A 25,951-nucleotide genomic window follows, 5' to 3' on the forward strand; every position below is an offset into this window, starting at 1 on the left:
TTTCAGCATTTATATCCTCTGCTGCGATCAAAATCAGGGGAATCAACTATTCTAAAAATTTCCTTATTTTCAAATTCAAGATAATCCTTCAACTCTTTTAAAGAATAATTTACGAGTTTTTTGATGCCTGACAATGAGCTGGCATAATGCTCTCCAAAGCGATGCGCCACTTCCAATGCGCTGTCTTCGAGCTTCTCCAACGGAACCATCTGGTCCGCAATGCCGAATGTCATGGCCTGTTGGGCGGTGATCTCTCTGTTTAAGAGGAGTATCTCATATGCCTTCCCGGGTCCCAGCATTCTGGAAAGAAAAAAAGGTCCGCCTCCTTTTGGCAACATTCCCAGTTCAAGGTAAGGATTGCAAAACACCGTATTATCAGCGATAATCCTGTAGTCGCAGGCAAGGCTGACATTCAGAAAAAGTGCGATGACGCTTCCGGAACATGCATGAATAACAATCTTATTCAGCTCCGTAATCGTTAAAATAAACTGATTCATAATATTGCACAGCCTGCGGATTTCGTTTCGTTCCCATTTGGATTTCATGCTCTGATAAAATTCCAAATATTCTTTGGGTCCTGATTTTTCCAGAGAAGAATTGATCACCATCGCCTTAACCGATCTGCACTTTGAAACCCGGTCAAAATAATCCTGAATCGTGTCTCTGTCAGTCAGGTTTGTTGCATGAAGCAGCAGATTCTCTTTTAAGGTCAGGATAATAACTTCCTTAAATCTCTTTGTGAAAAAAAAATCGTGGTTTTCTTCAAGATTTGTTCCCTTACTCATTTTAATGTCTCCTTTTACAAATTTTTCTGTTATCAGCTTATTACTCGGCAATCATACGATCCATACTGCTATTTTATCTGCCATATGAAGCACCTTTCTGCTGACCCGTCCGATAATAAATTCCTCGAGAACAGTAAGCCTCCATCTGCCTACGACAACAGAGCCATATCCTTCTTCTTCAGCTTTTTTGACAATCGTAAGGGCCCGGCTCACCTTGTTTGTCACTATTTCTTTGCCCACACATTCAGGAGAAAAACCTGCTTTAATCAGGCAGTTTGCTGCTTCGGCAAGAGCCGGTTCAATATTCTTTTTATTTTCTTCGATCCATTTTATTTCATGTTCCGGGTTAAAAGTTTTCTTAATCTCCGGATGAATACTCAGGGGCCGGATCACATTGCACAGCATGACCTCATAGTCAGAATTTCCCATCAGAGAGCCGAGGCAGTCCACGGCCTTCATAGACCCTTCGGAAGTGTCAAAACCGATGAGGAATTTTCCCGGCAGAGGGTTGCCAGCGACTGCCACGATGGGGATATGAGGCAGCTTGCTAATCAGTTTGTTTGCCACGCTTCCCACGACAACATCCTTTAACCTGCTGACACCGCTGCGCCCCGCGACCACTGCGTCAAACCCCTGATAGGATTCTCTGATAATATCCCGGGCAACTCCCGCTTTTTTAGACTGAACCTTAATCTTCAGAGCTTCAGAGGGAAAACCCGCATTCAGCAATATTTTTATGGCTGTTTCAATGAATTTGTGAACATTCATCTTTAGCTGAATGGCCCATGCGCTGACTGGGAGAACATTGGAACGAAATCCCGGTTCCTTTTTCAAATTCAGAAAAGCGTCCGGAACTTCGGTGTTCAAATGAAAAAGAACCACTTCTGTCCGGTGTGACGGAAAAACATTGCCAATATAACGTACAGCGTCCAAAGCCTGAGCCGACCCATCCACTGCCGCCAAAATTTTCTTCGGATCTTCTTGCATAATTAAACACCTCCCCTTTTGTATATGTCAAACTTTTTCTTATCATCAGCCAATATTTGTTACTCGGTAATTAAGTTTTCTGACCCGGTTTGAACGAAGCCGTCTGAAAATGCCAGTTTTTGCCATTATTTTTTGTTCGCATTTTTGTTCCGATATTTATCCAATTTATTCAAAAGGTTAAAAATTTTAAGTCCGGTTTTGGAACACTGCCGAGAATTTGTTATTCCTGCTTTTGCAGGAATAACAGAAAAAAACTTGATTATCGGATGTTATTAACTCAACAGTGAAAAGTTCAAAATTCAAAGTCAGAAGTTGTTCCGTAACCTTTTGAAATCACAGGGCGGCATATGGCACCTCGGAAAATATTGATACTATTAATTTCAGGGGTTATGAGAAATTACGACTGTCGAGTTATTAATATTGCTTTCAATAAATAAGAGAAGCAATATTTATGCCAAATTAATAAACAAATAACATTTTGATAATAATTTCAACTAAATATTTTTGATACAAAAGCACAAACGCACAAACGCACAAAAAAATTTATTTTTTGCGGATTTGGGAGAAATATAAAAAAAGCATAATAATTATGGAAAGTTATTCCACATGCCCTTGGATCAGAAGGGCAAGCTCATTCACAAATGTCTTCATTTCTTTGGCCTGTATGTTCATTTTTTCCGAAGCAGAAGCAGCTTCCTCAGCAATAGCCGCGTTTTTCTGTGTCACATTATCCAATTCGGCCATAGCTGTATTCATTTGGCTGGTTCCCTGAGCCTGTTCCTGTGACGCTGCCGTGATTTCACCGATAAGTTCCCCGATTTTTTTTGCAATCTCGGCCACCCCCACAAAAGACTCATGGGTCTTTGCCACCATATCCGAACCATTCGTAATCTCTTTGACAGAACTTTTGATCAGGGCTGCCGTGTCCCTGGCCGCTTCTGTTGTACGAATTGCCAGGTTCCTGACCTCATTGGCCACCACCGCGAAGCCAAGCCCTGCTTCTCCGGCCCGGGCAGCCTCAACTGCAGCATTTAACGCCAGCAGGTTGGTCTGAAAAGCAATCTCATCAATTGTTTTTATTATCTTACGGGTTTCCTCACTTGATTTGGAAATTTTTTTCATAGATCCGGTCAGTTGGGTCATGGAATCATTGGCTTCGTTCACCACTTCCGATACTTCGGTCATGAGGCGATGCGCCTGAGTGGCATTATCCGCGTTTTTGCTCGTCATGCTCGCCATCTCTTCAAGGGATGCGGATGTTTCCTGGGTGGCACCGGCCTGCTCTATGGCACCTTCTGCAAGCTGCTGACTGGCGGAAGCTCTCTGGGCTGAACCATAAAAGAGTTTGTCCGAATTTTCATTCAGCCCTTCCATGATGTGATTTAATGGGGTTATGATTCCGCGGGTGATAACATATGACAGGAATAAGCCTAATATTATAGTTATCAGGGTTACGCCGAGAATCAGGTCATTGGTTTTTGATACCCTTGTATTCATTTCATTTTTTTGTCTTTCACCGGCAGCAATAAGACAGCGTTCCAGTTCTCTGGCAGACATGACCATCTCTTTTTCGTCTGACACAATATCCTCAGCAGCATTTTTAATATCCTCGGAATAGTCCTTATGCTTTCCCTTAACAAACGCTTCGAATTCTTTCTCGTAACCGTCCAGGGCAGCGATGATATTATCCATCATTTGTTTATTCTTTTGCTGAACGAATTTGTTCCTGGTCTCCAGCGTTTCATTTCTGATCAGTTCCATTGTTTTTTTAACTTTATCATGATAAATCGGATTATTGCGAATGATAAAATTTTTTTCATGCCGCCGTATTGTCAGCAACTGTTGAATAATACGGTTCATACTGTCGGCTTTTTCCACCTTGTCCACAACGTAAGACAACCCTCCGTAACCCGCGTAAGCCACCAGGATGAGCAGCATCATCACAATTGAAAACCCGGCGAAAATTTTTGTTTTCAGCTTTGTCCTTTTCAGCATGTCATTACCTCTTATTGCCACGGATTTCTTATAACATATAAATTTAACTGATTAAAAAAATTACAAGTCACCATTCTTTGCCTGTAACATTGCAAAAACCGGTCACACGCGGCAGATCACAACGCCCGCGAAATCTCCTCGTCTCTTTTGTTCCCAAAGCCTGTCCCCTGCTGATTGTGATCAGTTCTGTGAGTAACTCCTGTTACATTCTGAAATCAGAATTTTTCCGGCTTCCGCAGGACAGATATCTTTTCCTCTTTCTGTCAGTGACGTTTTTTTTATTTCATAAAAAAGAGAGGAAGTCAATGGGGTGAAAAGTGTAATTACAAATGAGTCAATGTGAGAGAATCCCGGGAAAACAGAAAATCCGGGAGACCAGTCTCCCGGGTGAAAATAAATTTATCGGTATTATAAAAAAAATGATATTGTTACAACTCGAATGTGCTGCGGAGACGGTCCGAACCTTTTGCCGGCCGTGCGGCATGTCATTCCTGCTTTCGCAGGAATGACAAAAAAAACTTGATTATCGAGTATTAAGTATCAGGACTGATTCCGTCAAAGGCTGCCCTGTATTTTCCTGAGTTCTCTGATCTGGTCCCGGAGTTCGGCTGCTTTCTCAAACGCCAGCAATTTTGCGGCCTCGGCCATTTCTTTCTCCAGACTTTCTATCACATCATCCAGATTCTCCGAGATATCATAAGCAGCGACTGTTTCCGCCACCTTATCCAGGGAAGTTTGTTCAGATTCATACACAAAATCAAACACAGGGGTGATATCTTTCTGAATTGTTTCCGGAATGATCTTGTATTTTTTGTTATAATCACTCTGAATCTTTCTGCGCCGGTCTGTCTCGTCAATAGCCACCTGCATGGATTTTGTCACCACATCCGCATACATGATGACCTTGCCCCGGGCATTTCTCGCTGCCCGCCCGCAGGTCTGAATCAGTGACCGGGCTGAACGGAGAAAGCCTTCTTTGTCCGCGTCAAGTATGGCAACCAGGGAGACCTCCGGTATGTCAAGCCCTTCTCGGAGAAGATTAATACCGATAAGCACATCAAATGTGCCGAGTCTCAGGTCTTGTATGATATCCATCCGCTCCAGGGTGCTGATGTCCGCATGAAGATACCGCACCTTCAGCCCCAGATCAGAATAATACTCCGTGAGGTCCTCGGCCATGCGTTTTGTCAGTGTTGTCACCAATACCCGTTCATTTTGTTTCACACGAATCTGAATCTCATTCAGCAGATCATCCACCTGGTATTCTGCTTTCCGGATATCGGTCTCAGGATCAAGCAGTCCTGTGGGCCTTACAATCAGTTCCGCAATTGTATGTTTGGCTTTTTCCAGTTCATACTCGGCCGGTGTCGCGGAGATGTAAACCACCTGAGAAACCCTTGAGGTAAATTCGTCAAACATCAGCGGACGGTTATCCAGTGCGGACCTCAGGCGAAATCCGTATTCAACCAGGGTCTGTTTACGGGACCGGTCTCCTTTGTACATCCCCCGTATCTGAGGCACGGCAATATGGCTTTCATCAATACACACCAGAAAATCATCAGGGAAATAATCAAGAAGGGTCGGGGGCGGTTCCCCGGGCTTTCTTCCGGTCAGATGGCGGGAGTAGTTTTCAATGCCGTTGCAATAGCCAAGTTCCATGATCATTTCCAGATCAAAATTTGTCCGTTCCTCGATTCGCTGAACCTCAATCAGCTTGTTCTCATTTCTGAAAAATTCCATCTGCTCTTTTAATTCTCCGAGGATAGCATTCGTCGCTCTTTTCAGCGTACTTTTCGAGGCGACATAATGACTGGCGGGAAACAATGTCAGTTGCTTCAGACGCCGGATCACATTCCCCCGGAGGGGATCAATCTCGGCAATGCCTTCAATCTCATCTCCGAAAAACTCAATGCGAACCGCCTTGTTCTCTTCATACGCGGGAAAAATCTCAACCCGGTCCCCTCTGACTCGGAACACCCCTCTGTGAAAATCAAGATCATTGCGCTCATAGTGCATCTCAATAAATTTTGAAAGAAGTCTGTCCCGACTGAGTTCCGTATCCTGTTCGAGATCAATTCTCATGCCCAGATAATCTTCAGGCGCGCCCAGGCCGAAAATACAGGAGACACTTGCCACAACAATGACATCCCCGCGGGAAAGCACGGATCGTGTGGCCGAATGGCGAAGCTTATCTATCATTTCGTTTACGGAGGCATCTTTCTGAATATAAGTGTCACTGGAGGGGATGTAGGCTTCGGGCTGATAATAATCATAGTAACTGACAAAATACTCAACCGCATTTTCAGGAAAAAGCGTTCTGAACTCATTATATAATTGGGCAGCAAGGGTTTTATTCGGGGCGATCACCAAAGTCGGTTTTTCAACCTTTGCAATCACCCGGGCCATTGTAAATGTTTTGCCGGCACCTGTAACTCCCAGCAATACATGATGCTGCTTTCCTGCCAATATGTTCTTGCTCAGGGTTTCTATGGCTTCGGGCTGATCTCCCTTTGGTATAAAATTCGAAACCAGTTTAAAACAGGACATAATGTTTTTACCTCTCAAGACTGTGATCTGTCAATGTTCTGATTTTCAGAGATGAAAATAAGGATGATTTAAAACTTTGAACACTCTTTCTGATGGCCGACACCACCGGCATCAGTTCCGCATCCGGATTAGCCCGGGAGTCTTTGGCCAGCTATAACGGGATGTCGGATGATCTGTTATGATGTGATAGCTGCCTTCAAGCTGCTTCGGCTTTCAGCCCCGGCATTGATGCCGGGGGAGTTTTGTTTTGACAGGAATGAGGCAGGCAGGAATAGCTAATTGTCTGATTTATCACTTTTCTTCAGTGCTTTCAGGTAGTCTTCGATTTCTTTAACAGAAAGCCCTGCGAGACGTTCCTTTGGCTTAAGCCCTGCGAGACGTTCCTTTGGCTTGAGTCCTGCCAGGCGTTCCTTTGGCTTGAGTCCTGCCAGGCGTTCCTTTGGCTTGAGCCCTGCCAGGCGTTCCTTTGGCTTAAGCCCTGCCAGACGTTCCTCGATAGTAAGTTTCCTTACAAGTTTTTCCCTGTCGCACACAGACAGAATCTCATCTTCGGACAGACCTGAAAGTGCTATCTTCCCAAACATTTTTCCAATTTCCATAACCTTCTCAGGTGTCAGTTCTTCCTTCATGTCATCTCCTTCCATGCCGAGCCAGAATTGCATAAGCCCCTTGACAAACCACATAAACCGGCTGCCGAACAAAGATATTCCGTGCCGTTCCAGTGTCTTAAAAGCGGATACTTTGGATGTCTTCCGGCTGGCAAAGCACTTGACAAATGCGTTATGCGTCTCATCAGACAGTTCGTTCAGCACCAGGATAGGAATTTCTTTTAAGAGATTGTTTCTGCTTTGATAAACCCCTTTATGATCAGTCGAAAAATAACCGTTTCTTTCCAAAGCAGCTTTTCGGGGAGTTTTTGAACTGATCAGAAAAGTCCGAACCTTATGATCTTCAAGTTCCTGGGCACGTTTGTAAAAAAATCATAGCACAATGTCTGGCGGAGGGCATTGTCATTGACCGATTCCGTGTATTTGAATTCCAGGAGAATGTGTTCCGCCCTGCTGTCCCTTATCCCGTCCGGCAGACGCTCCGCCTGCTCCGGAGACCATCCGGACGTTTCTCTTCTGAGCAGGAGAATGTCTGTCTTCGGGGGTTCGCTCATAACGGAAAATTCCGTATATACGGAAATCCCCACCGGAACCAGGAGTTCCTCCAACAGCTTGCCGAGCAGGCAATGCCACCGGGTTTTCGGCTGTTTTTCCATCAAAAAAAATCCATAAGAGTTAAAGTTAAAAATTAAAAACATTCCGTTTTAATTTAATAAGTTAAAATTGACACATGCCATGTAAAAATGCAAGCAGAGACGGGGGCTATGGAGGCAGGCTATCTTAACAAATTGAAAAATCAGTAAAATCAATCTAATTTTAAGCATTTTCAGGGGCAATATCGCATTTTTTGCCATCATCAGAACGGGTGGCACAGGACTTTTTTTCTCACGATGAAGAGCTTTGCCTTATGCTTTTTCTTGAATATCGCTCTTTTTGGCCCCGAAAAGATGATTATAAGGGATTTCCCAAAAAATAAAATACCCGGTGTAGGGTGGGTGAAGCGAAGCGTAACCCACCGCACAAGGTGGGTTACGCTTCGCTTCACCCACCCTACGTTTTTTGTATCGGGTATATTATTTATTTCGTGTTCCCTAACTACAGTTTACAGCCATAATGAGGAGTTAACCCATTTAATGTTAGAAAGTTAGAACTACAATGCCCAGTAATTGCGGGCAGAAATTTTCTCCGATACCGAGCTTCTTACCTCGTGAGAAGCACTTCGGATTTCACTCAGATTCAAAGCAGCGGCTTTCTCATTTTTCAGAAAATCAGTCATGTTGAAAAATTTTTCCTCGGCAAGGCTGAAACTGTTATTGTATTCCACGCTTCAGACCATACTACAAAAATCCTCTGATTACAAATTAATTAAAATTAATTTGTATTTTCTGTCAAAAGATAAAATGTAAGGCATTGCTATTTAAAGCTTTAGCTTCGTCCTAAAGAGACTGCACCCATTTAATATTGCTCCATTTTTAAGCTCCGAATTTAACTCTTGAATTGATAATTGATAATTGATAATTGATAATTGATAATTGATAATTGATAATTGATAATTGATAATTGATAATTGATAATTCTAAAAAGGAGCCATGTCATGAAACTAAAAAGCCTTCACATGAAAATTCTTTTTTCAGCCGGGATTTGTGCGGCGTTCACTTTGACAATTATCGTCATTTATGCTGCGATGGCTATGAAACAGCGGGCAGAAATCGGGCGTGAAGAGGCAATCAGGTCTGCACAAATGTATGCCGTCGCCATAGCCAAACAGCATGGCAACTACATCAAAGCGGAACTGGAACTGGCGCTTGACGCGGCGCGTACACTCGCTCAGGCCATGTCAAGCATTAAGAATGAGCAGGCAGAAATGGAACTGAATCGAAAAGAAGTGAACAACATCCTGAAAATTGTTCTTGAACAAAATAAATGGTTTGTCGGAGTTTATACCTGCTGGGAGCCAGAGGCTTTTGACGGACTGGATCAGCAGTACAGGTATAAGGAAGGACATGATAAAACAGGGCGATTTGTTCCATACTGGAGCCGAAGTAATGATGGCAACATTGTTGTTGTACCTCTGGTTCAGTATGAAAAAGAGGGGCCGGGGGACTATTATCAGTTACCTAAAAGAACAAAACAGGAGTGTGTTATTGATCCTTATGTTTATCCTGTACAGGGAAAGTCTGTTCTGATCACCTCTCTGGTTGCTCCGGTCATTTTTAATGAAACATTCTACGGGATTGCCGGCGTTGATCTGCGCCTTGATATCCTGCAAAAAATAGTCGAGGATGTGGGAAATCTCTATGATGGCAGTGCCACAATTTCCCTAATCAGCAACAAAGGGATTTTAGCTGCTGTCACTGGCAGGCCCGAACTGGCAGGCAAACATATCAGGGATACTGATGACAAAGATGTTAAAAAAATTTTGCAAAATATTCAAAGCGGCAGGGAATCCATTGAAATGACAGAAACCCATCTTGAAGTATTCACACCCCTGATGATGGGACGGACAACAACCCCCTGGTCTGTCAAGGTCATTGTGCCTGTAGAAAAAATCACTGCCTCGGCTGATAATCAGTTGGATCAGGCCATTGGTGATATATGGAAAGTGATGGGAATCAGCTTTTTCTGCATTATTATTGCGATGGCTGTGCTTTGGTTTGTCACGCTCGGCATTACCCGTCCTGTTGCAGATATTGTCAAAACAGCCAACGCCATTGCGGCCGGTGACTTTGAACAGGAAATAGATATCCGACAGCATGACGAAATCGGAAAACTCGCTGACGCTTTTCGTAATATGAAAAACACGATAGCCCGCGTTTTAAAAGAGGTGGCTGATCTGAATCTGGCTGTCCAGGAAGGCAGACTGAACAGCCGCGGCAACGCGGATATGTTTGAGGGGGACTGGCGGGAAGTCATACTCGGAGCAAACAAAGTCATTGATGCGTTTACGAGTCCGATTAACATGACAGCAGGATATATTGACCGGATATCCAAAGGTGATCTTCCTGAAAAAATTACTGATGAATACAAGGGCGATTTCAATGACATTAAGAACAACATCAACATGCTCATAGAAAACCTCAGCGGAACCGTCCGTGTTGCAGAAAAAATAGCGAACGGTGATTTGTCTGTCCGGGTGAATATTCTTTCAGACAAGGATACACTTGGCAAATCCCTTGACATGATGATAAAAAATATCAAAGATATTGTTGATGATATCAGCAGACTGACCGACGCTGCGCTGAATGGCAGGCTCGATATCAGAGGAGACGTTGACAAATTCGGCGGCGAATATGCTGAAATTCTCAGAGGCATTAATGACACGCTGGACGCGATCATCGGCCCGTTAAATGTGGCCGCAGATTATATGGACTGCATCTCAGCGGGCGATATTCCCACAGAAATTACAGATGAATACAAGGGGGATTTTAATAAAATAAAAAACAACATCAATGTACTGGTATCGAATCTTACAAAAATGGTTCAGGTGGCGGAAAAAGTTGCCGACGGAGATTTGTCCGTGAGGGTCAATATTCTTTCGGAAAAGGATGTTCTCGGAAAATCCCTTGAGATCATGGTCCGCAATATCAAAAATATTACAGGTGAGATCAGCACACTCACGGAAGCCTGTCTGGAAGGCAGACTTGATATACGGGGAGATGCGAATAAATTTGGCGGCGAGTATGCGAGAATCGTCAGCGGGGTCAACAAAACCCTGGATGCGGTGATCGGACCTTTAAAAATCTCGGCAGGATATGTGGATCGTATTTCCAAAGGAGATATTCCTGAGAAAATCACGGATGAATACGCGGGTGATTTCAATGAAATCAGGGATAACCTGAATACAATGATCGGGAATCTCACCCGCTTTGCCCTTGGCGTTCAGAAGGCCGCCGAAAGTGTGGCTTCAGGCAGCGTACAGGTGAGTACCGGAACCGAACATATGTCCCAGGGGGCAAATCAGCAGGCAGCAAGCGTGGAGGAGGTTTCAAGTTCCATGGAACAGATGAGCAGCACTGTGGAACAAAACGCTGACAATGCCAGCCGGACTGCCTCAATCGCCACGAAAGCGTCGGAAGATGCCCAGGTGGGAGGAGAGGCCGTAAAAGAGACTGTCGAGGCCATGAAGGCCATTTCAGATAAGATCAGCATTGTCGAAGAAATCGCCCGGCAGACCAACATGCTGGCACTGAACGCGGCCATCGAGGCTGCCCGTGCCGGTGAACACGGCAAGGGATTTGCAGTGGTCGCGGCAGAAGTCCGCAAGCTCGCGGAACGCAGCCAGACCGCTGCCAAAAAAATCGGTTTCCTTTCTGTTTCCAGTGTCAGAATTGCCGAAAAAGCAGGCAGTCTTTTGGAGGACATTGTTATCGGAATACAGAAGACAGCCGAACTGATTCAGGACATCAGTGTTTCCGGAAGTGAGCAGGCAAACGGTATATCACAGGTCACCCGGGCCATTCAGCAGTTGGATCAGGTTGTCCAGCAAAACGCGGCCTCAACCGAGGAAATGGCATCCACCAGTCAGACCTTTTCATCTCAGGCCGAGGAACTTCTTCGCATGGCATCATTTTTCAAGGTTTCTGAAACAGAGTTGAAAGCTCTGTCCCAAAAGATGCGACAGGAAGCGGCAGATGAAGTCACCGAAAAGACATCTCCTAAAAACAAGGATGCTGACAGACTTCAGAATAGGTTATATGTATCTTCTTTAAGAGAAAAAACTGAAGGGATCACGTTAAAAACAAACGAGTTTGATGACAACGATTTCGAGCGGTACTAAAATATATGCCGGTATTATCCGAGGACTTATATGATAAGTAAAATTCAATTTATCTCATGGCCGAATATAATCGTCAGCGGATCGAAAAATTCCGCAATCCTTCCTCCTCGCGCTTCCCAGGGTGAGAATCATTTATACCGACTTTTCGCACTTTTTGATCTGCTGACCATATTAAAGAATATCACAATCGCAGCCACCACATTCCTTGTCCTCCTCTTTTCAACGACAAATATTCATGCCCGGGAAAAAATCAGATTTGATCATGTTTTTGATCTGGGAGTACCCGGGGGGCAGACATTCCTCCAGGACAATGACGGTTTTCTGTGGATTGGTTCTGATGGCGGCGGCATATTCAGATATGACGGATATGAACTCAGAAATTATGAGGCCGCCCCGAAATCACTTTCAAACGGCAATGTTTGGAGAATTGTCGAAGATTCCCGGGATCATGATATCTTTTGGATAGGAACTTCCGGGGGGCTGAATCGTTTTGATAAGGGAACCGAAACCTTCACCTATTACAAACATGATCCCAATGCTCCCAACAGCCTGGGAAATAATACGGTTCAGGATATTGTTCAGGACAGCGATGATCCCCGCATTCTCTGGCTGGGAACCGCGGGGGGCGGGCTGAACAAATTTAACAAGAAAACCGGAATCTTTACACGATATGAATATGATCCGGATCATACGAACAGCATTATCTTTGGTGATGTTTGGAGAATCATCGAAGATGCGGAGGATTCCAATATTCTTTGGATTGGGACATACGGAGGCGGCCTTGACAAATTCGAAAAAAAGAGTGAAACATTTACCCACTATACGCATCATCCGGATGATCCCCGTAGTCTGAGCGCCAAAGGGAACAATGTTGACGCGCTGATTCAGGATAAGGATGATCCTGGCATTTTGTGGATCGGAACCCCGGAAGACGGACTTGACAGATTTGACAAGCGTACCGGGAAATTTACGAATTATCCCCCGGCGAACACATACGGTGAAGTCGCGCTGATTTATGATGACGGATACGGCAGGCTCTGGCTTGGCGGATATGTTATGAATAACGGACTGACCCTGTTTGACAAACAGACCGGAACATTTATGAATTACAGATATGATCCTGGAGACCCCCGAAGTCTGGGAAATGATCTTGTCGTAAATGTCTGTGAAGACCGTTCCGGGATATTCTGGATAACAACGTATTCGGGAAAAGTGGATAAAATTGATAAAAATGACCAGAATTTTACGCTGTATCAGCGCCGTCCGAATATCTCCGACAGCCTGAGCAACAGCGCGGTCACGACAATTTATGAAGATCGTTCCGGCACCATTTGGATCGGAACCCAGGGAGGATTGAACAAATTTGACCGAAACACAGAAACCTTTACTCGTTACACCCATAATCCTGACGATCCTCAGTCTTTGGATGCGGATCATATCCTCGGCATTTATGAAGATTCATCCGGGGATTTCTGGATTTCTTTGTACGTGGGACCGCTGACAAAATTTGACAGGGTCACAGGAAAGGTCATTGCACGGTATGAAACCCAAGCGGAGAGTCTGACAAAAATCCTTGAAGATCCCCGAAACCCTGACATTCTTTGGCTGGGAAGCCATATGACGGGGCTTGGGAAATTCGAGAAGTCATCTGAGACCTTCACTTTTTATCCGCCTGATGCCAAGCACCCTCACAAAGGCCCGGTGAACAACTATGTCCAGGAACTTATCCATGATGCTCATGAAGAGATTCTCTGGCTCGGGGGATATTTTGGCGGAGGCCTGAACAAATTCGACAAACGCACGGAAAGATTTACCCATTATCTCTCTGCTCCCAGCACCCCGGGAACCCTCTCGGCCGAAGCTGTCGGAGGGATTTATCAGGATACATCGGGAATCCTGTGGGTCGGCACAAAAGGAGGGGGCCTGAATAAATTCGACAAGCACACAGAGACATTTATTCATTACACAAAACATCACGGAATGCCTACGGAAGTGAACAGTATTCTTGAGGATGCTCATGGTCATCTCTGGCTGGGCACAAATAAAGGAATTGTCCGATTTCATCCGGATACCGAAAAGGTGGAAAGATGCTATGTGAGAAGTGACGGGTTGCAGGGAAATGCCTTTCTTCACGGAAGTGCGCTCAGAACAAAGGATGATGAACTGTGGTTCGGCGGAACAAATGGGATGAACAGGTTTTGTCCCGGAAATATCCTGTGCAATATGTATAAAACACCAGTGGTTCTGACCTCTCTGACCCAGGGCGGAGAAACGGTGAACTGGGATCATAACAAAATTCCGGCAAGGCTTGAGGCGATTACCCTGGATTGGCAGCACAATTTTTTTGAATTTGAAGTTGCAGCCCTGAATTATACCATCCCTGAAAAAAACCAGTATAAATACATGCTCACGGGATATGATAAAAAATGGTATTATTCCGGGACAAGACGTTTCGGAAGATATTCTAATCTGCCGGGCGGAACATATACCCTGCGAATCATGGCTTCAAACAATGACGGTATATGGAGTGATAAGGAAATTGCGCTCAATGTCACTGTGGCTCTGCCGTGGTGGGAAACTCCGTGGTTTAGAAATTTCATAATCGTATTCTCAATTAGTGTTCTTTTTGGAGGATTCCGCTGGCGTCTGCATGTCATCAGAATCAGAAACCGTCTGCTTGAAATGCAAGTGGAAGAAAGAACCAAAGCGTTGACAGAAAAGACAGACGAGCTGCTCAGAACCAATGAGCAACTGAACATCGCCAAAGAAAAAGCCGAGGCGGCCAATCAGACCAAAAGCATTTTTCTCGCCAATATGAGCCACGAACTTCGTTCACCGCTGACAGCCATTCTCGGTTTTACTCAGCTTATGTTCCATAACCGGACGTTTCCCCGGGAACACCGGGAAAATCTTGATATCATCCGCCGCAGCGGAGAACATCTGCTGACCCTCATCAATCAGGTGCTTGATTTCTCTAAAATTGACGCTGGCCATGCGTGTCTCAGCAAAACAGATTTTGATTTATACCGTCTGCTTGATTATGTGGAAGATATGTTCCGCTTAAAGGCAGATAAAAAAAGGTTGCAATTTTTCTTTGAGCGTAAGCCAGATGTGATCCGTTATATCCGCACCGATGAGGTCAAATTACGCCAAGTTCTGATTAATCTCCTCAGCAATGCCCTCAAGTTTACAAAAGCAGGCAGCGTGTCCTTGCGAGTGTCGGCCGAGGGCAGTCCGTCATCAGATACAATGGCTGAAGGGCAGGTGAGAATCTGGTTTGAAGTGCGGGACAGCGGCCCCGGCATCGCCCCGGATGAACTGGACTCTCTTTTTGAAGCCTTCGTGCAAACCGAAACTGGAAAATACGCACAGGAAGGAACAGGTCTGGGCCTGTCCATCAGCCGGAAATTCGTACAGCTTATGGGCGGAGATATCATTGTCAGCAGCGAAGTCGGACAGGGAACCAGGTTTGCGTTTGACATTGAGTGTGAAATGGCAGTCACGCTCGGGGACCAGACATCTGAAACTATAAATCATGTGACTGGCCTTGAACCGGATCATTTCCGGTATCGCGTTCTGATTGCAGATGATGAATGGAATAATCGCCAGTTGCTGCTGAAAATGCTGAAGCCATTAGGGTTTGAACTCCGAGAAGCCGTAAATGGTCAGGAAGCGATTGAACGCTGGCATAAATGGAATCCCCATCTGATTTGGATGGATATGCGGATGCCTGTGATGGACGGTTATGAAGCTACAAAACAGATCAAAGCCTCTGCCAAAGGCCGGGACACGGCCGTCATTGCCCTGACTGCCAGTGCTTTTGAAGAAGAACGGGCAGCTATTTTGTCAGCCGGATGCGACGATTTCATGCGTAAACCATTCCGGGAGAATGAAATCTTTGACATGATGAAGAAACATATTGGCGTGCGCTATGTATATGAGGAAAGCATAAAACAGGAAGTCCCTCCGGTTCAGGACAAGGAGATCATGGCTGAGACGCTTGCGGAATTATCTTCTGATCTGCTGGCAGTTCTGGAAAAAGCTTCGGAAAGCGGGGACACGGAAATGGTGAATGAGGTCATTGCGGATATCTCCGCTCATAATGCAGCGTTGGCAGACGGGCTGACAAGGCTTGCGGATAATTTCGCATTTGAGCAGATACTCACGCTGATCCAGGAAGCAAAGAATGTTAATTGATAATTGGCAATTGATAATTGATAATTGATAATTGATAATTGATAATGAAATCTGAAAAAATCATCATACGGGGAGCCAGGCAGCATAATCTGAAGAATATTGATGTTGAACTGCCCCGTAACAAACTTGTGGTTATCACGGGTCTGTCCGGGTCTGGTAAGTCCTCACTTGCTTTTGATACCCTTTACGCTGAGGGACAGCGCAGATATGTGGAATCTCTTTCCACTTATGCCCGCCAGTTTCTGGAGCGTATGGACAAACCTGATGTGGACATGATCGAGGGGCTGTCTCCGGCTATTGCCATTGAACAGAAAACTGCCAGCCATAACCCCCGTTCAACTGTGGGAACGGTCACGGAGATTTATGATTATCTCCGTCTTCTTTTTGCCAGGGTGGGAACGCCTCATTGTCATCAGTGCGGGCAGCCTATTTCGTCCCAGACGTTGGATCAGATTATAGATCAGGTGATGTCCCTGCCTGAGAAAACCAGGATGCTGATCTTATCTCCCCTTGTCAGCGCACAGAAAGGAACGCATGAAAAACTTTTCAAGCATCTGAAAAAGGAAGGATTCTCCCGGGTTCGTGTGGACGGGGAGATCATGGAGATCGAGGAAGTCGGAAACTTAGATAAAAATAAGAAGCATACCATTGATGTGGTTGTGGATCGTCTGGTGATGAAGGAAAATATAAAAAATCGGCTTGCGGATTCTTTGGAACTGGCCCTGTCCCAGTCTGAGGGCATTGTTATTGTGGATGTTATCGGCAAGGAACCGATTCTTTTCAGTGAGAAATCCGCGTGTATTCAATGCGGTGTCAGCTACCCGGAATTTACTCCGGCAAGCTTTTCATTCAATTCTCCCCAGGGCGCATGTCCCAAATGCGACGGTCTGGGGACAGCCACCGAATTTGATCCGGATCTGATTATCCCGGACCATGAGCTTTCCCTGAGACAAGGCGCAATTGCGCCCTGGGCCAACAGGAGTTCCGTATATTTTAGTGAATTTACAGAGGCACTGACGGACCATTACCGTACAAGTATTTATACGCCTTATAAAGACCTGCCAGATCATTTTAAAAATGTTCTGCTTTACGGTTCAGGAGAGGAGCAGATCACGTTTCATTTTGAACGGAACAATCGCCGGTTTACCTACAGAAAACCCTTTGAAGGAATCATTCCGAACCTGGAGCAGCGGTACAGGGAAACAGAATCAACCTGGTCCAGAGAGGACGTTCAGCGATATATGAATTTTCGCCCCTGCCCGGAATGCCAGGGAGCAAAATTGAACAGGGCATCCCGGTCTGTGAAAGTGGAGGGCAAAACTATATCCCAGCTCACCGCATTTTCGGTGGCGGATGCTCACAAATTTTTTAAGCATTTAAAACTGGAAGGGAAAAAAGCGGTTATTGTGAAAAAGATTCTAAAGGAGGTGACTGAGCGTTTAAGCTTTCTTGAAAACGTGGGGCTTGCCTATCTCACCCTTGACCGGTCTGCTTACACGCTTTCCGGAGGAGAAAGTCAGCGGATACGTCTCGCCACTCAGATCGGATCAAAACTGACCGGTGTGCTGTATGTTCTGGATGAGCCGAGCATCGGCCTGCACCAGCGGGATAATCAGCGTCTCCTTTCAACGCTTTCACAAATGCGTGATCTTGGCAACACAGTATTGGTTGTGGAGCATGACGAAGAAACCATCCGCTCTGCGGATTATGTTGTGGATATGGGGCCGGGGGCAGGGGTTCACGGCGGAGAAGTGGTCTTTGCAGGAACACCGGATCGCCTGCTTAAAGATAAAAAATCCCTGACAGGCCAGTATTTTTCCGGTCGAAAGCGTATTGAAATCCCCTCTCAGCGCCGTCCCGGAAATGGCAAAAAACTTATCCTCAGAGGGGCCTCGGAAAACAATCTCAGAAATATGGATGCGGAATTTCCCCTGGGCTGTTTTATCTGCGTAACCGGTGTGTCCGGATCAGGAAAATCAACCCTTGTTCTGGAAACCCTGTACCGTGCGCTTGCGCGCCAGCTTTATCGCTCCCGAACACCGCCCGGCCGTCACAAAGAAATTCTGGGACTCGAATATGTGGACAAAGTCGTAAACATTGACCAGTCTCCCATCGGAAGAACCCCCCGATCCAATCCCGGAACCTATACCGGTGTGTTTACACCTGTCCGGGAGCTTTTCTCCAAAACCCCTGAATCCCGTGTGCGAGGCTACAAGCTCGGGCGATTCAGTTTCAATGTCAAAGGCGGAAGATGCGAAGCCTGCCGGGGCGACGGAATTATCAAAATAGAGATGCACTTTCTTCCGGATGTTTATGTGCCTTGCGATGTGTGCCATGGCAAACGATACAACCGTGAGACCCTTGAAATTCGGTATAAGGGAAAAAATATCGCGGATGTTCTGGATATGACCGTGAATCAGGCTTTGGCATTTTTTGAGAACATCGGAAATATCCGGTCAAAACTGCAAACCCTTGTTGATGTGGGGCTGGGATATATTCATTTTGGTCAGCCAGCCACGACCCTGTCCGGCGGCGAAGCCCAGCGGATCAAGCTGTCAAAGGAACTGAGTAAAAAAGCCACAGGCAAGACCGTTTACATCCTTGACGAACCCACCACAGGTCTCCACATTGATGATATTCAGAAACTGCTGAACGTGCTTAACAGGCTTGTGGATGTGGGAAATACCGTGATCGTGATTGAGCATAATATGGATGTGATCAAGTCCGCGGACCATATCATTGATCTCGGACCCGAAGGCGGAGATGAGGGCGGAACAGTTATAGGATGCGGAACCCCTGAGGAAATAGCGGCCATTGAGGAATCTTATACAGGACAATTTCTGAAGAAACTGATAATTGAAAATCAGCAGATGGAACCTACCGGAATCGCCTGAACTTTTTATCAGTCATAACTGTTATACGGAACAGGCGTGCGTGGCATTAAAAAAGGAGTGCAAAAATAGAGTGAAGCGAAGCGGAACGATTTTTTGCATACGCACTCACTCACCCCTCCACTCCGGACATCTCGGAAAAGATGGAACAGATTAAAAAGGAACTCAGAAAAATGATGAAATCTTCAGAACACACACCGATACATTTATTCGCTGACAACTCGCCTTATTTTATCACCGGAGCGATTTACAAAAAGCGTCCCCTGCTTGAGAACTCGGATATAAAAAAAAAGCTCTCCGAGCTTATACGGAAATACTTTGCAAAATATAACTGGGAACTTCATCACTGGGTTGTTCTGAACAACCATTATCATGTCATGGGAAAAAGCCGGCGGGGCGATGATTTGGTCCCACTTATCCGAAATATTCATCGAACTTCGGCTATCCGAATTCATAAACTGACCCGTTGCGGGAAGCCTGTCTGGTGGAACTACTGGGATTACTGCCCAAGAAACGAGAAGGAATATATGACTCGTGTCAACTACCTGCTTAACAATCCGGTGAAACACGGTTATGTCAGAAACCTGAGAAATTATCCCTTTTCAAGCTTCCACACTTTGTATGAGGAGAAAGGCAGAGACGAACTCATATGGCAATTTAAAAAGTATCCTGACTACAGTAAACTGGTTTTGCCTGAAAAGAAAGATGATTTCTGAAAAAAGGATACTGCGAAAAACCGCTTCGCTCTATTTTCGCACTCCGGAACCCGGGCAAAAAACCCGCTTCTCCCTGTTTTCGCACGCCGGAACCCGGCTGAAAAAAAAGGAGTGCAAAAATAGAGTGGAGCGAAGCGGAACGGTTTTTTGCATGCGCCCTGCGAAAAACCGCTTCGCTCTATTTTCGCACTCCGGAACCCCGGATAAAAAAACCGCTTCTCCCTGTTTTCGCACGCCGGAACCCGGCTGAAAAAAAAGGAGTGCAAAAATAGAGTGGAGCGAAGCGGAACGGTTTTTTGCATACGCCCTGCCCTGCGAAAAAGCGCTTCGCTCTATTTTCGCACTCCGGAATCCGGACAAAAAAAGCGATTCGCTCCGCACGCCGAAGCCCGGCTGAAAAAAAGGAGCGCAAAAATAGAGTGGAGCGAAGCGGAACGGTTTTTTGCATGCGCCCTGCCCTGCGAAAAAGCGCTTCGCTCTATTTTCGCACTCCGGAGCTCGGTCAAAAAAAGCGATTCTCTCCGCACGCCGAAGCCCGGCTGAAAAAAAAGGAGTGCAAAAATAGAGTGGAGCGAAGCGGAACGGTTTTTTGCATGCGCCCTGCGAAAAACCGCTTCGCCCTGCGAAAAACCGCTTCGCTCTATTTTCGCACTCCGGAACCCCGGATAAAAAAACCGCTTCTCCCTGTTTTCGCACGCCGGAACCCGGCTGAAAAAAAAAGGAGTGCAAAAATAGAGTGGAGCGAAGCGGAACGGTTTTTTGCATGCGCCTTGCGAAAAACCGCTTCCCTCTATTTTCGCACGCCGGAACCCCGGACAAAAAAACCGCTTCTCTCCGCACGCATGCGAAAAACCGCTTCGCTCTATTTTCGCACTCCGGAATCCCAGTAAGAAAAACCGCTTCTCTCTGTTTTCGAACGCCAGAACTTCCGGACAAATGAAACCGAATTATCAATTATCAATTATCAATTCTTTTTCAACGGGCAGCGTGATCACAAACCGGGCACCGCCATTATCAGAATTTTCAGCTATGATATCTCCGCCGAGAATGGCTGTCAGGCGTTTTACCTGCCAGAGTCCGATACCACTGCCACCGGCCTTGGTTGTCTTAAATGGCTCAAACAGGACATCGGGCAGCAGCGCCGCTGATATTCCCGGTCCGTTGTCTGTCAGTTCGATATTTACCTGCTGGTTCGCGTCATAGCTGATTTTTACCTCCACCACCGTGCCTGTGCCACCGGCTTCCAGGGCATTAAGGAGGAGATTTTCCATCAGGCGGCTCAGTAATTCTGTATCGGTTTTTACCGGGATGGCTGCTTCAGAGCAGAAATTTACCGTCAGCCCCTGAAGCCTTTTCTCCAATTTCCGGTAAAAATTCTGTAACCAGCCGCAAAGTTCAATTTCCTGCCAGAACGGCTCAATTTCTCTTTTTACTGCGGACAGGCGGTATTGAACTTTGTTCATTCTTTTCAGAGAATCATCAATAGCATCCAGCATATCCTGCTGAAACTCAGGATCATGGAGATGGGCTGTTGCATTTTCCCGTATAAGAGACAGCATACTCGCGGCGTTTTTTACATCATGGAGGATAAAGGCTGACATGATATTCCAGGCTTCCTTCTGTCTGAGCATTGCCAGTTTCTCGGCCATACGCACCACCATCAGGGCTGAGGCAGCCTGTGTACACAGGGCAGTCAGCAAATCAAAATCATCCTGGCCATAGAGTCCCCCGGTAAACTCAGGACCCACCCCCACAATGCCGACCGTATGTTCACCAATGGTCAGCGGTACAAACAGCACGAGGCTGAGTTGTGGAAAAAATTTGTTCACCGGGAACTGACAGATATTATATTTCGTTCTTTTAACATAGTATCGGTCAGTTGTGTTGAGAAGTGTGATCAGGGAATGATCTGCGGAAAGATGATAATCCTTTTCCCTTTCAATAGGCACGCCCTTATGAAAAACAAGACGATATCCCTGTTTTTCGTCTCCTATCCATATAAACATGGTATTGGTATAAAGGCTTTTGGACATCACCTCATGCAAGGCATTGACAACCTGTGTTTCAGTCATCGCTCCCCGAAGCAGTCGGGAAAATGCCAGCCACTCGTCCCGATATTCGTATTTATTGATATAAAAATGTGTGCTGATGAAATATTTCACATCGTGACGTACTTTGCCGGAAACAATCATCAGCGCAATAAAAACCAATCCGGCAATCCATAACAGCCATAGCAAGACAATGGGTAACGGCAGGCTCAGGTAGTGCATGACCATTGAAATAAGGCTGACAACAATCAGATACAGCCCGAATAACAAAGGGGCAAGAGACGCATAGACCACCTTTCGGGAAACAAACAATTTCCGGTTGAGAAGCCGGTGACGGACCACCGCATAAATCATCAGCCCCCAGGCAAATATAAAAATTACTGAAAGCAGGAGATAATGATCAAAACTCATCCGATGATAAATGAAACGATAGGAAACAGCCCAGCACACTGTGCAGCCGATAAGATAACTGCCGATAATCAAAAATTTATATTCCCATCGCTGGGTCGGAGAAAGGCTGCGCCAGAAACGCTCCAGACGGAAGGCTGAGAAAATTGCAGAGGAGAGAAGAAGAATATTGCTCAGAAAGAATATATTGTTATGGGTAAAAACAATGTAATTTCCCGCAGGATAAGAGACCGGAACCCTAAAAAAACAGTATCCGCCAATCCCCAGCACCAAAAGTCCCGTGGAAATTTCAAACACAAAAAAATGCTTGTATTTCGAAGTTTCCGCATCGCCTGTTCTCAGCAGCCAGAAAGCCTTGGCAAACCAGATGAGCGCAAAAATGCTCTCAGAAAAAAAAACAAGCGATATCATCCGGGGGGTTGTGTGATAAACAAGATAAAGGTATTCTCCGGCCAGCAGGGGAATTCTCATAAATATCCTTATCAGTGAAAGAGAAAACCTTCGGTCACCGCTATACTGACGAAAGGTCAAAAGACCGGACAGCAGGAGTAACAATTCCAGCGTATAAAAAAGATAAAACAAAAATCCTCCTCAGATGTTAAAAAAAATTCGAGCGGAGCAGATCAGAGCGATTTTCCATCTGTCGGCGCTCATCTTCAGCAGATCAAAACGTTTCGATCGGTTCGGTTGGATATAATCATCTGAAATTATATATATTTCAAAATATTTTCGGGCTATGAGGAGAGACGGCCACGGAGAAATTGGCTTTTTCCCCGGACAATGCACTTCGTCCTCTTTGCCCGTGCACAGTCCTGAAACTTTCAGATCTGATGATCCTGAATTCTGTAGTTTACATTTTTAATGACATATGACATAATTAGATAAATTAGATAATCAATGCTTGAAACGGCTTATGATATAAATATCTGAATCATCTTAAAATTAAGATACTTAATGATAATTATTTTTTAGTTTTTTATCTCAATTCTGAGGCGTAGTCATCAGCGTCGAATTTTTCCCGGAGAATTTTTGCATATTTGTCTGAAACTGAGAAAAGGACAAATCCGGCGATTCAGACCTGAAAAAATTCGTTCTGACAAATCAGAAACATACTGTTCTGTCGTCTGAGATATGGCTACTACAATACATAAAAATTTTCAACTCGAAAAAGATAAAACAAAGATGAAAAATAAACTCCTTATCATAGAAGATGAAGCTTCTTTGGCAAAGCAGCTCAAATGGGGGCTGAGTGATACTTACGAGGTAATGATTGCAAATACTGTGGAAAAAGCCAGACAGCTGATCTCATCCGATGTATTTCAGGTCGTTACCCTTGATCTGGGGCTGCCGCCTTATCCGGATACGCCGGAGGAGGGCCTGCGGCTTCTTGAAACAATGTCCGCTCTGACTCCCTATACCAAAGTTATTGTGATTACCGGCAACGCGGAGCAGGAAAATGCCATGAAGGCCATTGCCCTGGGGGCTGTTGATTTTTGCGCCAAGCCCATTGAACTGGAACTTTTAAAAATTATCCTGAAACGGACATTCAGAATTTATGAGCTGGAGGCGGCCAACCGCCAATTGCGACAGGAATGCAGGAATAATTACTCGTTATGTGATATGCTGGGAATTTCGCCGCTTATGGAAGATTTGTTCAAGCTGATCCCCCAGGTGAGTGTCACGCATTATCCGGTTCTCATTCGGGGAGAAAGCGGAACCGGCAAGGAAGTGGCTGCCCGTGCCGTGCATTCACTGAGCGGACGCTCCCAGGAACCCATGATTGTCATTAATTGCGGCGCAATCCCTGAAAATTTGCTGGAAAGCGAGCTTTTTGGTCATGAAAAAGGGGCGTTCACAGGGGCATCCGGTCAGAAAATCGGAAAGTTTGAACACGCGGACGGAGGCACGGTTTTTTTAGACGAGATCGGAGATATGCCTCTGGGATTACAGGTCAAGCTGCTGCGCTTTCTCCAGGAGGGAACCATTGAGCGGGTAGGCGGAACCCGGACCATAACACTGGATGTCCGCGTGATCGCGGCCACCCATGTTGATCTTGAAAAAGCTGTTAAAGAAGGCAGTTTCAGGGAAGACCTCTATTATCGCCTGAATGTTGTTCCCATAACGATTCCTTCCCTGAGAGAACGTCAGGAGGATATTCTGCTTTTAGCCAACCATTTTATCAGAACAGAAAGTCAGAAATTGCATCAGGGCAAGGTATCGCTTTCGTCGGCCGCTGTCTCAGCCCTCACCTCCCATTCCTGGCCTGGCAATGTTCGTGAACTTCAAAACTGCATCTATCGTGCCATGACCACCTCGGCCGGGGGCATCATCAGCCCTTCGGACCTGGGACTGAGCGAAGAGCCGACAAACAGTCAGGAACCTGTTCTTACCATCAAGGAGGCCCGTGACGCGGCAGAACAGCACGCAATTCTGCGTGTGCTGACCATAACCGGCGACAATATCACTCAGGCATCAAAGTTGCTTGGCGTAAGCAGGCCCACGTTACATGATCTCCTGAAAAAACATGGGATAAACCGGTGACAGATGCAGTTTTCAAGCATCTTGCAACAATGCCGCCCTTGCAGGGCCTGATCAGTCTGAACTCTCTCATCTGTCTTGCCTGGCTTTTTGACGCATTTCTTACAGTTCACACATCCCTGGCGGAGCCGCTGCCGCGCCGGATTACCGCTGTTCACGGAGACATGCTGCCGCGTCAGCCATTGCGGTTTCTGCTCGCGGACGCTCCGGGTTCCGGCAAAACCATCATGGCAGGACTGCTCATCAAAGAACTGATCATGCGCGGTGATGTTTGAAACTATCCGTCAGTTCAACGGGGTTCGAATTAAAAAGCTCCTGATTATAGACGAATTCAGGGGAGGGCCGACTAAGCCCTGTAAGGGCGACATTTTTGTAGCAACTTGTCAAGACAGATTTGTCTGAGTCAGAATGTGTTCTAAAGCAAACCGGATCCGGATAATCCCCGGACCAGGGCCAGCACATTATGCCCCAACACCTTATGATTATAACCTCCTTCGAGAATAGCAAAACACCCGCCGTCACACTGTCGCGCAGCTTCCCGAACCCTCAGACCGATTTCCAGATAGTCTTCCGTTGTGAGCAGACCGCCCCAATCCTCCTCATGGTTGTCAAATCCCGCGGAAATCCCAATAATATCCGCGTGACAGTGTTCCATTTCCCTGGTCACCTCGTCCATATAATCATCACGACGATGCGCTTCCACATTATGAACTGTGACATAATCCTTGCGCCCCAGGATATTGACATTACCATCCCCGTAGTGCAAATCAATATCCAGCACATAAGCGGTTTGAATTTTGTTTTTTCGTCTCAGGGCTTCCAAGGCAATAGCCATGTTGTTGAAATAACAGAATCCCCAGCATGAGTTGGAAGACGCATGATGTCCCGGGGGCCGAATCAGACCAAAACACGGTTCTGTAAGGCCCGCGGTGGCAGCCTGTATCGCTCCCCCCGCGGCCAATGCTGAAATGTCATAAAGCCCGTCTCTCCGAACTCTGTCCATATGATGCTCCGTATGGACCGCTGCAATGTCCTCGTCCGACGCAGGCACGGCAGTGACAAACTCCGTATGCGGCTGAATTACCTTAACAACTGCCTCCATCCGACCTTCGACGGAAGCCGGATCAGACGTGTAAACCTGATAAAAATCTTCGTGAAAAATGACCTTCATAATCATCCTCCTTCACAGTTACACACTCTTTCAAATCCGTTGTAATCAGTTTTTTTAATTATAAGTACCCGATCAAAAGTTTTTTATATATCTTTTTTTCCGCGACCGGCGGAGAAACCCGGCTTTTTCCTTTATCCGGGACGCGTCATTCCGGGAAAAAAGCCGGGTTTCTTTTCCGGGCAAATATCGAAAATTTATGGTTAGGTACTTAACTCCCTGTCCACAGATTATCCGACATTTTTTCTGATCGGAGTGCTGAAATTTTATTTCAGCACTCCGGAAA

18 protein-coding genes are annotated in these 25,951 nt (G+C 45.8%); 9 read left to right on the plus strand and 9 right to left on the minus strand.

The features are described from left to right. Positions 1-2: 2 nt before the first annotated feature. The 7 genes from dnm_RS21420 to dnm_RS31370 all read right to left on the minus strand — a co-directional run bounded on the left by dnm_RS21420 (position 3) and on the right by dnm_RS31370 (position 8,198). Entirely contained in the window at positions 3-785 is a 783-nt protein-coding gene (locus dnm_RS21420) for an enoyl-CoA hydratase/isomerase family protein (protein WP_207678934.1), read from the minus strand. 51 nt (positions 786-836) lie between these two features. Further along, positions 837-1,772 (minus strand): universal stress protein, encoded by a 936-nt coding sequence (locus tag dnm_RS21425; RefSeq protein ID WP_207678935.1) that lies wholly within the window; start codon positions 1,770-1,772, stop codon positions 837-839. A 597-nt stretch (positions 1,773-2,369) separates the two neighbouring features. Continuing rightward, entirely contained in the window at positions 2,370-3,767 is a 1,398-nt protein-coding gene (locus tag dnm_RS21430; protein ID WP_207678936.1) for a methyl-accepting chemotaxis protein, read from the minus strand. Between the two features lie 555 nt (positions 3,768-4,322). Further along, positions 4,323-6,314 (minus strand): excinuclease ABC subunit UvrB, encoded by a 1,992-nt coding sequence (gene uvrB, locus dnm_RS21435; RefSeq protein WP_276571819.1) that lies wholly within the window; start codon positions 6,312-6,314, stop codon positions 4,323-4,325. Positions 6,315-6,589: 275 nt separating this feature from the next. Further along, on the minus strand, positions 6,590-7,210 hold the full coding sequence (locus dnm_RS21440) for a hypothetical protein (RefSeq protein ID WP_207678937.1): 621 nt from the start codon (positions 7,208-7,210) through the stop codon (positions 6,590-6,592). A gap of 29 nt (positions 7,211-7,239) precedes the next feature. Further along, positions 7,240-7,578: a hypothetical protein gene (locus dnm_RS21445; protein WP_207678938.1), complete on the minus strand. Its 339-nt coding sequence runs from the start codon at positions 7,576-7,578 to the stop codon at positions 7,240-7,242. A gap of 494 nt (positions 7,579-8,072) precedes the next feature. Next, positions 8,073-8,198: a hypothetical protein gene (locus tag dnm_RS31370; protein WP_276571820.1), complete on the minus strand. Its 126-nt coding sequence runs from the start codon at positions 8,196-8,198 to the stop codon at positions 8,073-8,075. 318 nt (positions 8,199-8,516) lie between these two features. Here dnm_RS31370 and dnm_RS21450 point away from each other — a divergent pair, with 318 nt between their 5' ends. The 7 genes from dnm_RS21450 (at position 8,517) to dnm_RS21480 (ending at position 20,393) form a co-directional block, all read left to right on the plus strand. Next, positions 8,517-11,699: a methyl-accepting chemotaxis protein gene (locus tag dnm_RS21450; RefSeq protein ID WP_207678939.1), complete on the plus strand. Its 3,183-nt coding sequence runs from the start codon at positions 8,517-8,519 to the stop codon at positions 11,697-11,699. A gap of 30 nt (positions 11,700-11,729) precedes the next feature. After that, positions 11,730-15,896, plus strand: a complete 4,167-nt coding sequence (locus dnm_RS21455; RefSeq protein WP_207678940.1) for a hybrid sensor histidine kinase/response regulator — start codon at positions 11,730-11,732, stop codon at positions 15,894-15,896. A 44-nt stretch (positions 15,897-15,940) separates the two neighbouring features. Next, the gene (uvrA, locus tag dnm_RS21460; protein WP_207678941.1) at positions 15,941-18,790 is read left to right on the plus strand and encodes an excinuclease ABC subunit UvrA; all 2,850 of its coding nucleotides are present in this window, start codon (positions 15,941-15,943) and stop codon (positions 18,788-18,790) included. Positions 18,791-18,930: 140 nt separating this feature from the next. After that, positions 18,931-19,503: an REP-associated tyrosine transposase gene (locus dnm_RS21465; RefSeq protein WP_207678942.1), complete on the plus strand. Its 573-nt coding sequence runs from the start codon at positions 18,931-18,933 to the stop codon at positions 19,501-19,503. Continuing rightward, positions 19,493-19,753, plus strand: coding sequence for a hypothetical protein (locus tag dnm_RS21470; RefSeq protein WP_207678943.1), 261 nt, complete (start codon positions 19,493-19,495; stop codon positions 19,751-19,753). The genes dnm_RS21465 and dnm_RS21470 overlap by 11 nt, the downstream gene beginning before the upstream one ends. A 23-nt stretch (positions 19,754-19,776) precedes the next feature. After that, positions 19,777-20,046 carry a hypothetical protein gene (locus dnm_RS21475; protein ID WP_207678944.1) on the plus strand — a complete coding sequence of 90 codons (270 nt, stop codon included), beginning with the start codon at positions 19,777-19,779 and terminating at the stop codon, positions 20,044-20,046. Positions 20,047-20,069: 23 nt separating this feature from the next. Next, positions 20,070-20,393, plus strand: coding sequence for a hypothetical protein (locus dnm_RS21480; protein ID WP_207678945.1), 324 nt, complete (start codon positions 20,070-20,072; stop codon positions 20,391-20,393). 60 nt (positions 20,394-20,453) lie between these two features. Here dnm_RS21480 and prsK read toward each other — a convergent pair whose 3' ends face one another. Continuing rightward, entirely contained in the window at positions 20,454-22,430 is a 1,977-nt protein-coding gene (gene prsK, locus dnm_RS21485) for an XrtA/PEP-CTERM system histidine kinase PrsK (protein ID WP_207678946.1), read from the minus strand. A gap of 711 nt (positions 22,431-23,141) precedes the next feature. Between prsK and prsR the strand changes: the two genes are divergently transcribed. Both prsR and dnm_RS21495 read left to right on the plus strand, forming a co-directional pair. Then, positions 23,142-24,500, plus strand: a complete 1,359-nt coding sequence (prsR, locus tag dnm_RS21490; RefSeq protein ID WP_207678947.1) for a PEP-CTERM-box response regulator transcription factor — start codon at positions 23,142-23,144, stop codon at positions 24,498-24,500. Next, on the plus strand, positions 24,497-24,772 hold the full coding sequence (locus tag dnm_RS21495; RefSeq protein ID WP_207678948.1) for a DEAD/DEAH box helicase family protein: 276 nt from the start codon (positions 24,497-24,499) through the stop codon (positions 24,770-24,772). Before prsR ends, dnm_RS21495 begins: the two co-directional genes overlap by 4 nt. 140 nt (positions 24,773-24,912) lie before the next feature. Here dnm_RS21495 and dnm_RS21500 read toward each other — a convergent pair whose 3' ends face one another. After that, the gene (locus dnm_RS21500) at positions 24,913-25,668 is read right to left on the minus strand and encodes an arginase family protein (protein ID WP_207678949.1); all 756 of its coding nucleotides are present in this window, start codon (positions 25,666-25,668) and stop codon (positions 24,913-24,915) included. Positions 25,669-25,951: the final 283 nt, after the last annotated feature.

The organism is Desulfonema magnum, from assembly GCF_017377395.1.
GTDB classification, from domain to species: Bacteria; Desulfobacterota; Desulfobacteria; order Desulfobacterales; family 4be13; genus Desulfonema_C; species Desulfonema_C magnum.

Excerpts from the sequence above, each read along its gene's own strand:
- dnm_RS21470 (WP_207678943.1), top strand. The coding sequence starts at position 19,493 with ATGATTTCTGAAAAAAGGATACTGCGAAAAACCGCTTCGCTCTATTTT.
- dnm_RS21455 (WP_207678940.1), top strand. The coding sequence starts at position 11,730 with ATGATAAGTAAAATTCAATTTATCTCATGGCCGAATATAATCGTCAGC.
- dnm_RS21425 (WP_207678935.1), bottom strand. The coding sequence starts at position 1,772 with ATGCAAGAAGATCCGAAGAAAATTTTGGCGGCAGTGGATGGGTCGGCT.
- dnm_RS21430 (WP_207678936.1), bottom strand. The coding sequence starts at position 3,767 with ATGCTGAAAAGGACAAAGCTGAAAACAAAAATTTTCGCCGGGTTTTCA.
- dnm_RS21465 (WP_207678942.1), top strand. The coding sequence starts at position 18,931 with ATGGAACAGATTAAAAAGGAACTCAGAAAAATGATGAAATCTTCAGAA.
- dnm_RS21500 (WP_207678949.1), bottom strand. The coding sequence starts at position 25,668 with ATGAAGGTCATTTTTCACGAAGATTTTTATCAGGTTTACACGTCTGAT.
- dnm_RS21420 (WP_207678934.1), bottom strand. The coding sequence starts at position 785 with ATGAGTAAGGGAACAAATCTTGAAGAAAACCACGATTTTTTTTTCACA.
- dnm_RS21450 (WP_207678939.1), top strand. The coding sequence starts at position 8,517 with ATGAAACTAAAAAGCCTTCACATGAAAATTCTTTTTTCAGCCGGGATT.
- uvrA (WP_207678941.1), top strand. The coding sequence starts at position 15,941 with ATGAAATCTGAAAAAATCATCATACGGGGAGCCAGGCAGCATAATCTG.
- uvrB (WP_276571819.1), bottom strand. The coding sequence starts at position 6,314 with ATGTCCTGTTTTAAACTGGTTTCGAATTTTATACCAAAGGGAGATCAG.
- prsR (WP_207678947.1), top strand. The coding sequence starts at position 23,142 with ATGAAAAATAAACTCCTTATCATAGAAGATGAAGCTTCTTTGGCAAAG.
- dnm_RS31370 (WP_276571820.1), bottom strand. The coding sequence starts at position 8,198 with ATGACTGATTTTCTGAAAAATGAGAAAGCCGCTGCTTTGAATCTGAGT.
- prsK (WP_207678946.1), bottom strand. The coding sequence starts at position 22,430 with ATGAGAATTCCCCTGCTGGCCGGAGAATACCTTTATCTTGTTTATCAC.
- dnm_RS21445 (WP_207678938.1), bottom strand. The coding sequence starts at position 7,578 with ATGGAAAAACAGCCGAAAACCCGGTGGCATTGCCTGCTCGGCAAGCTG.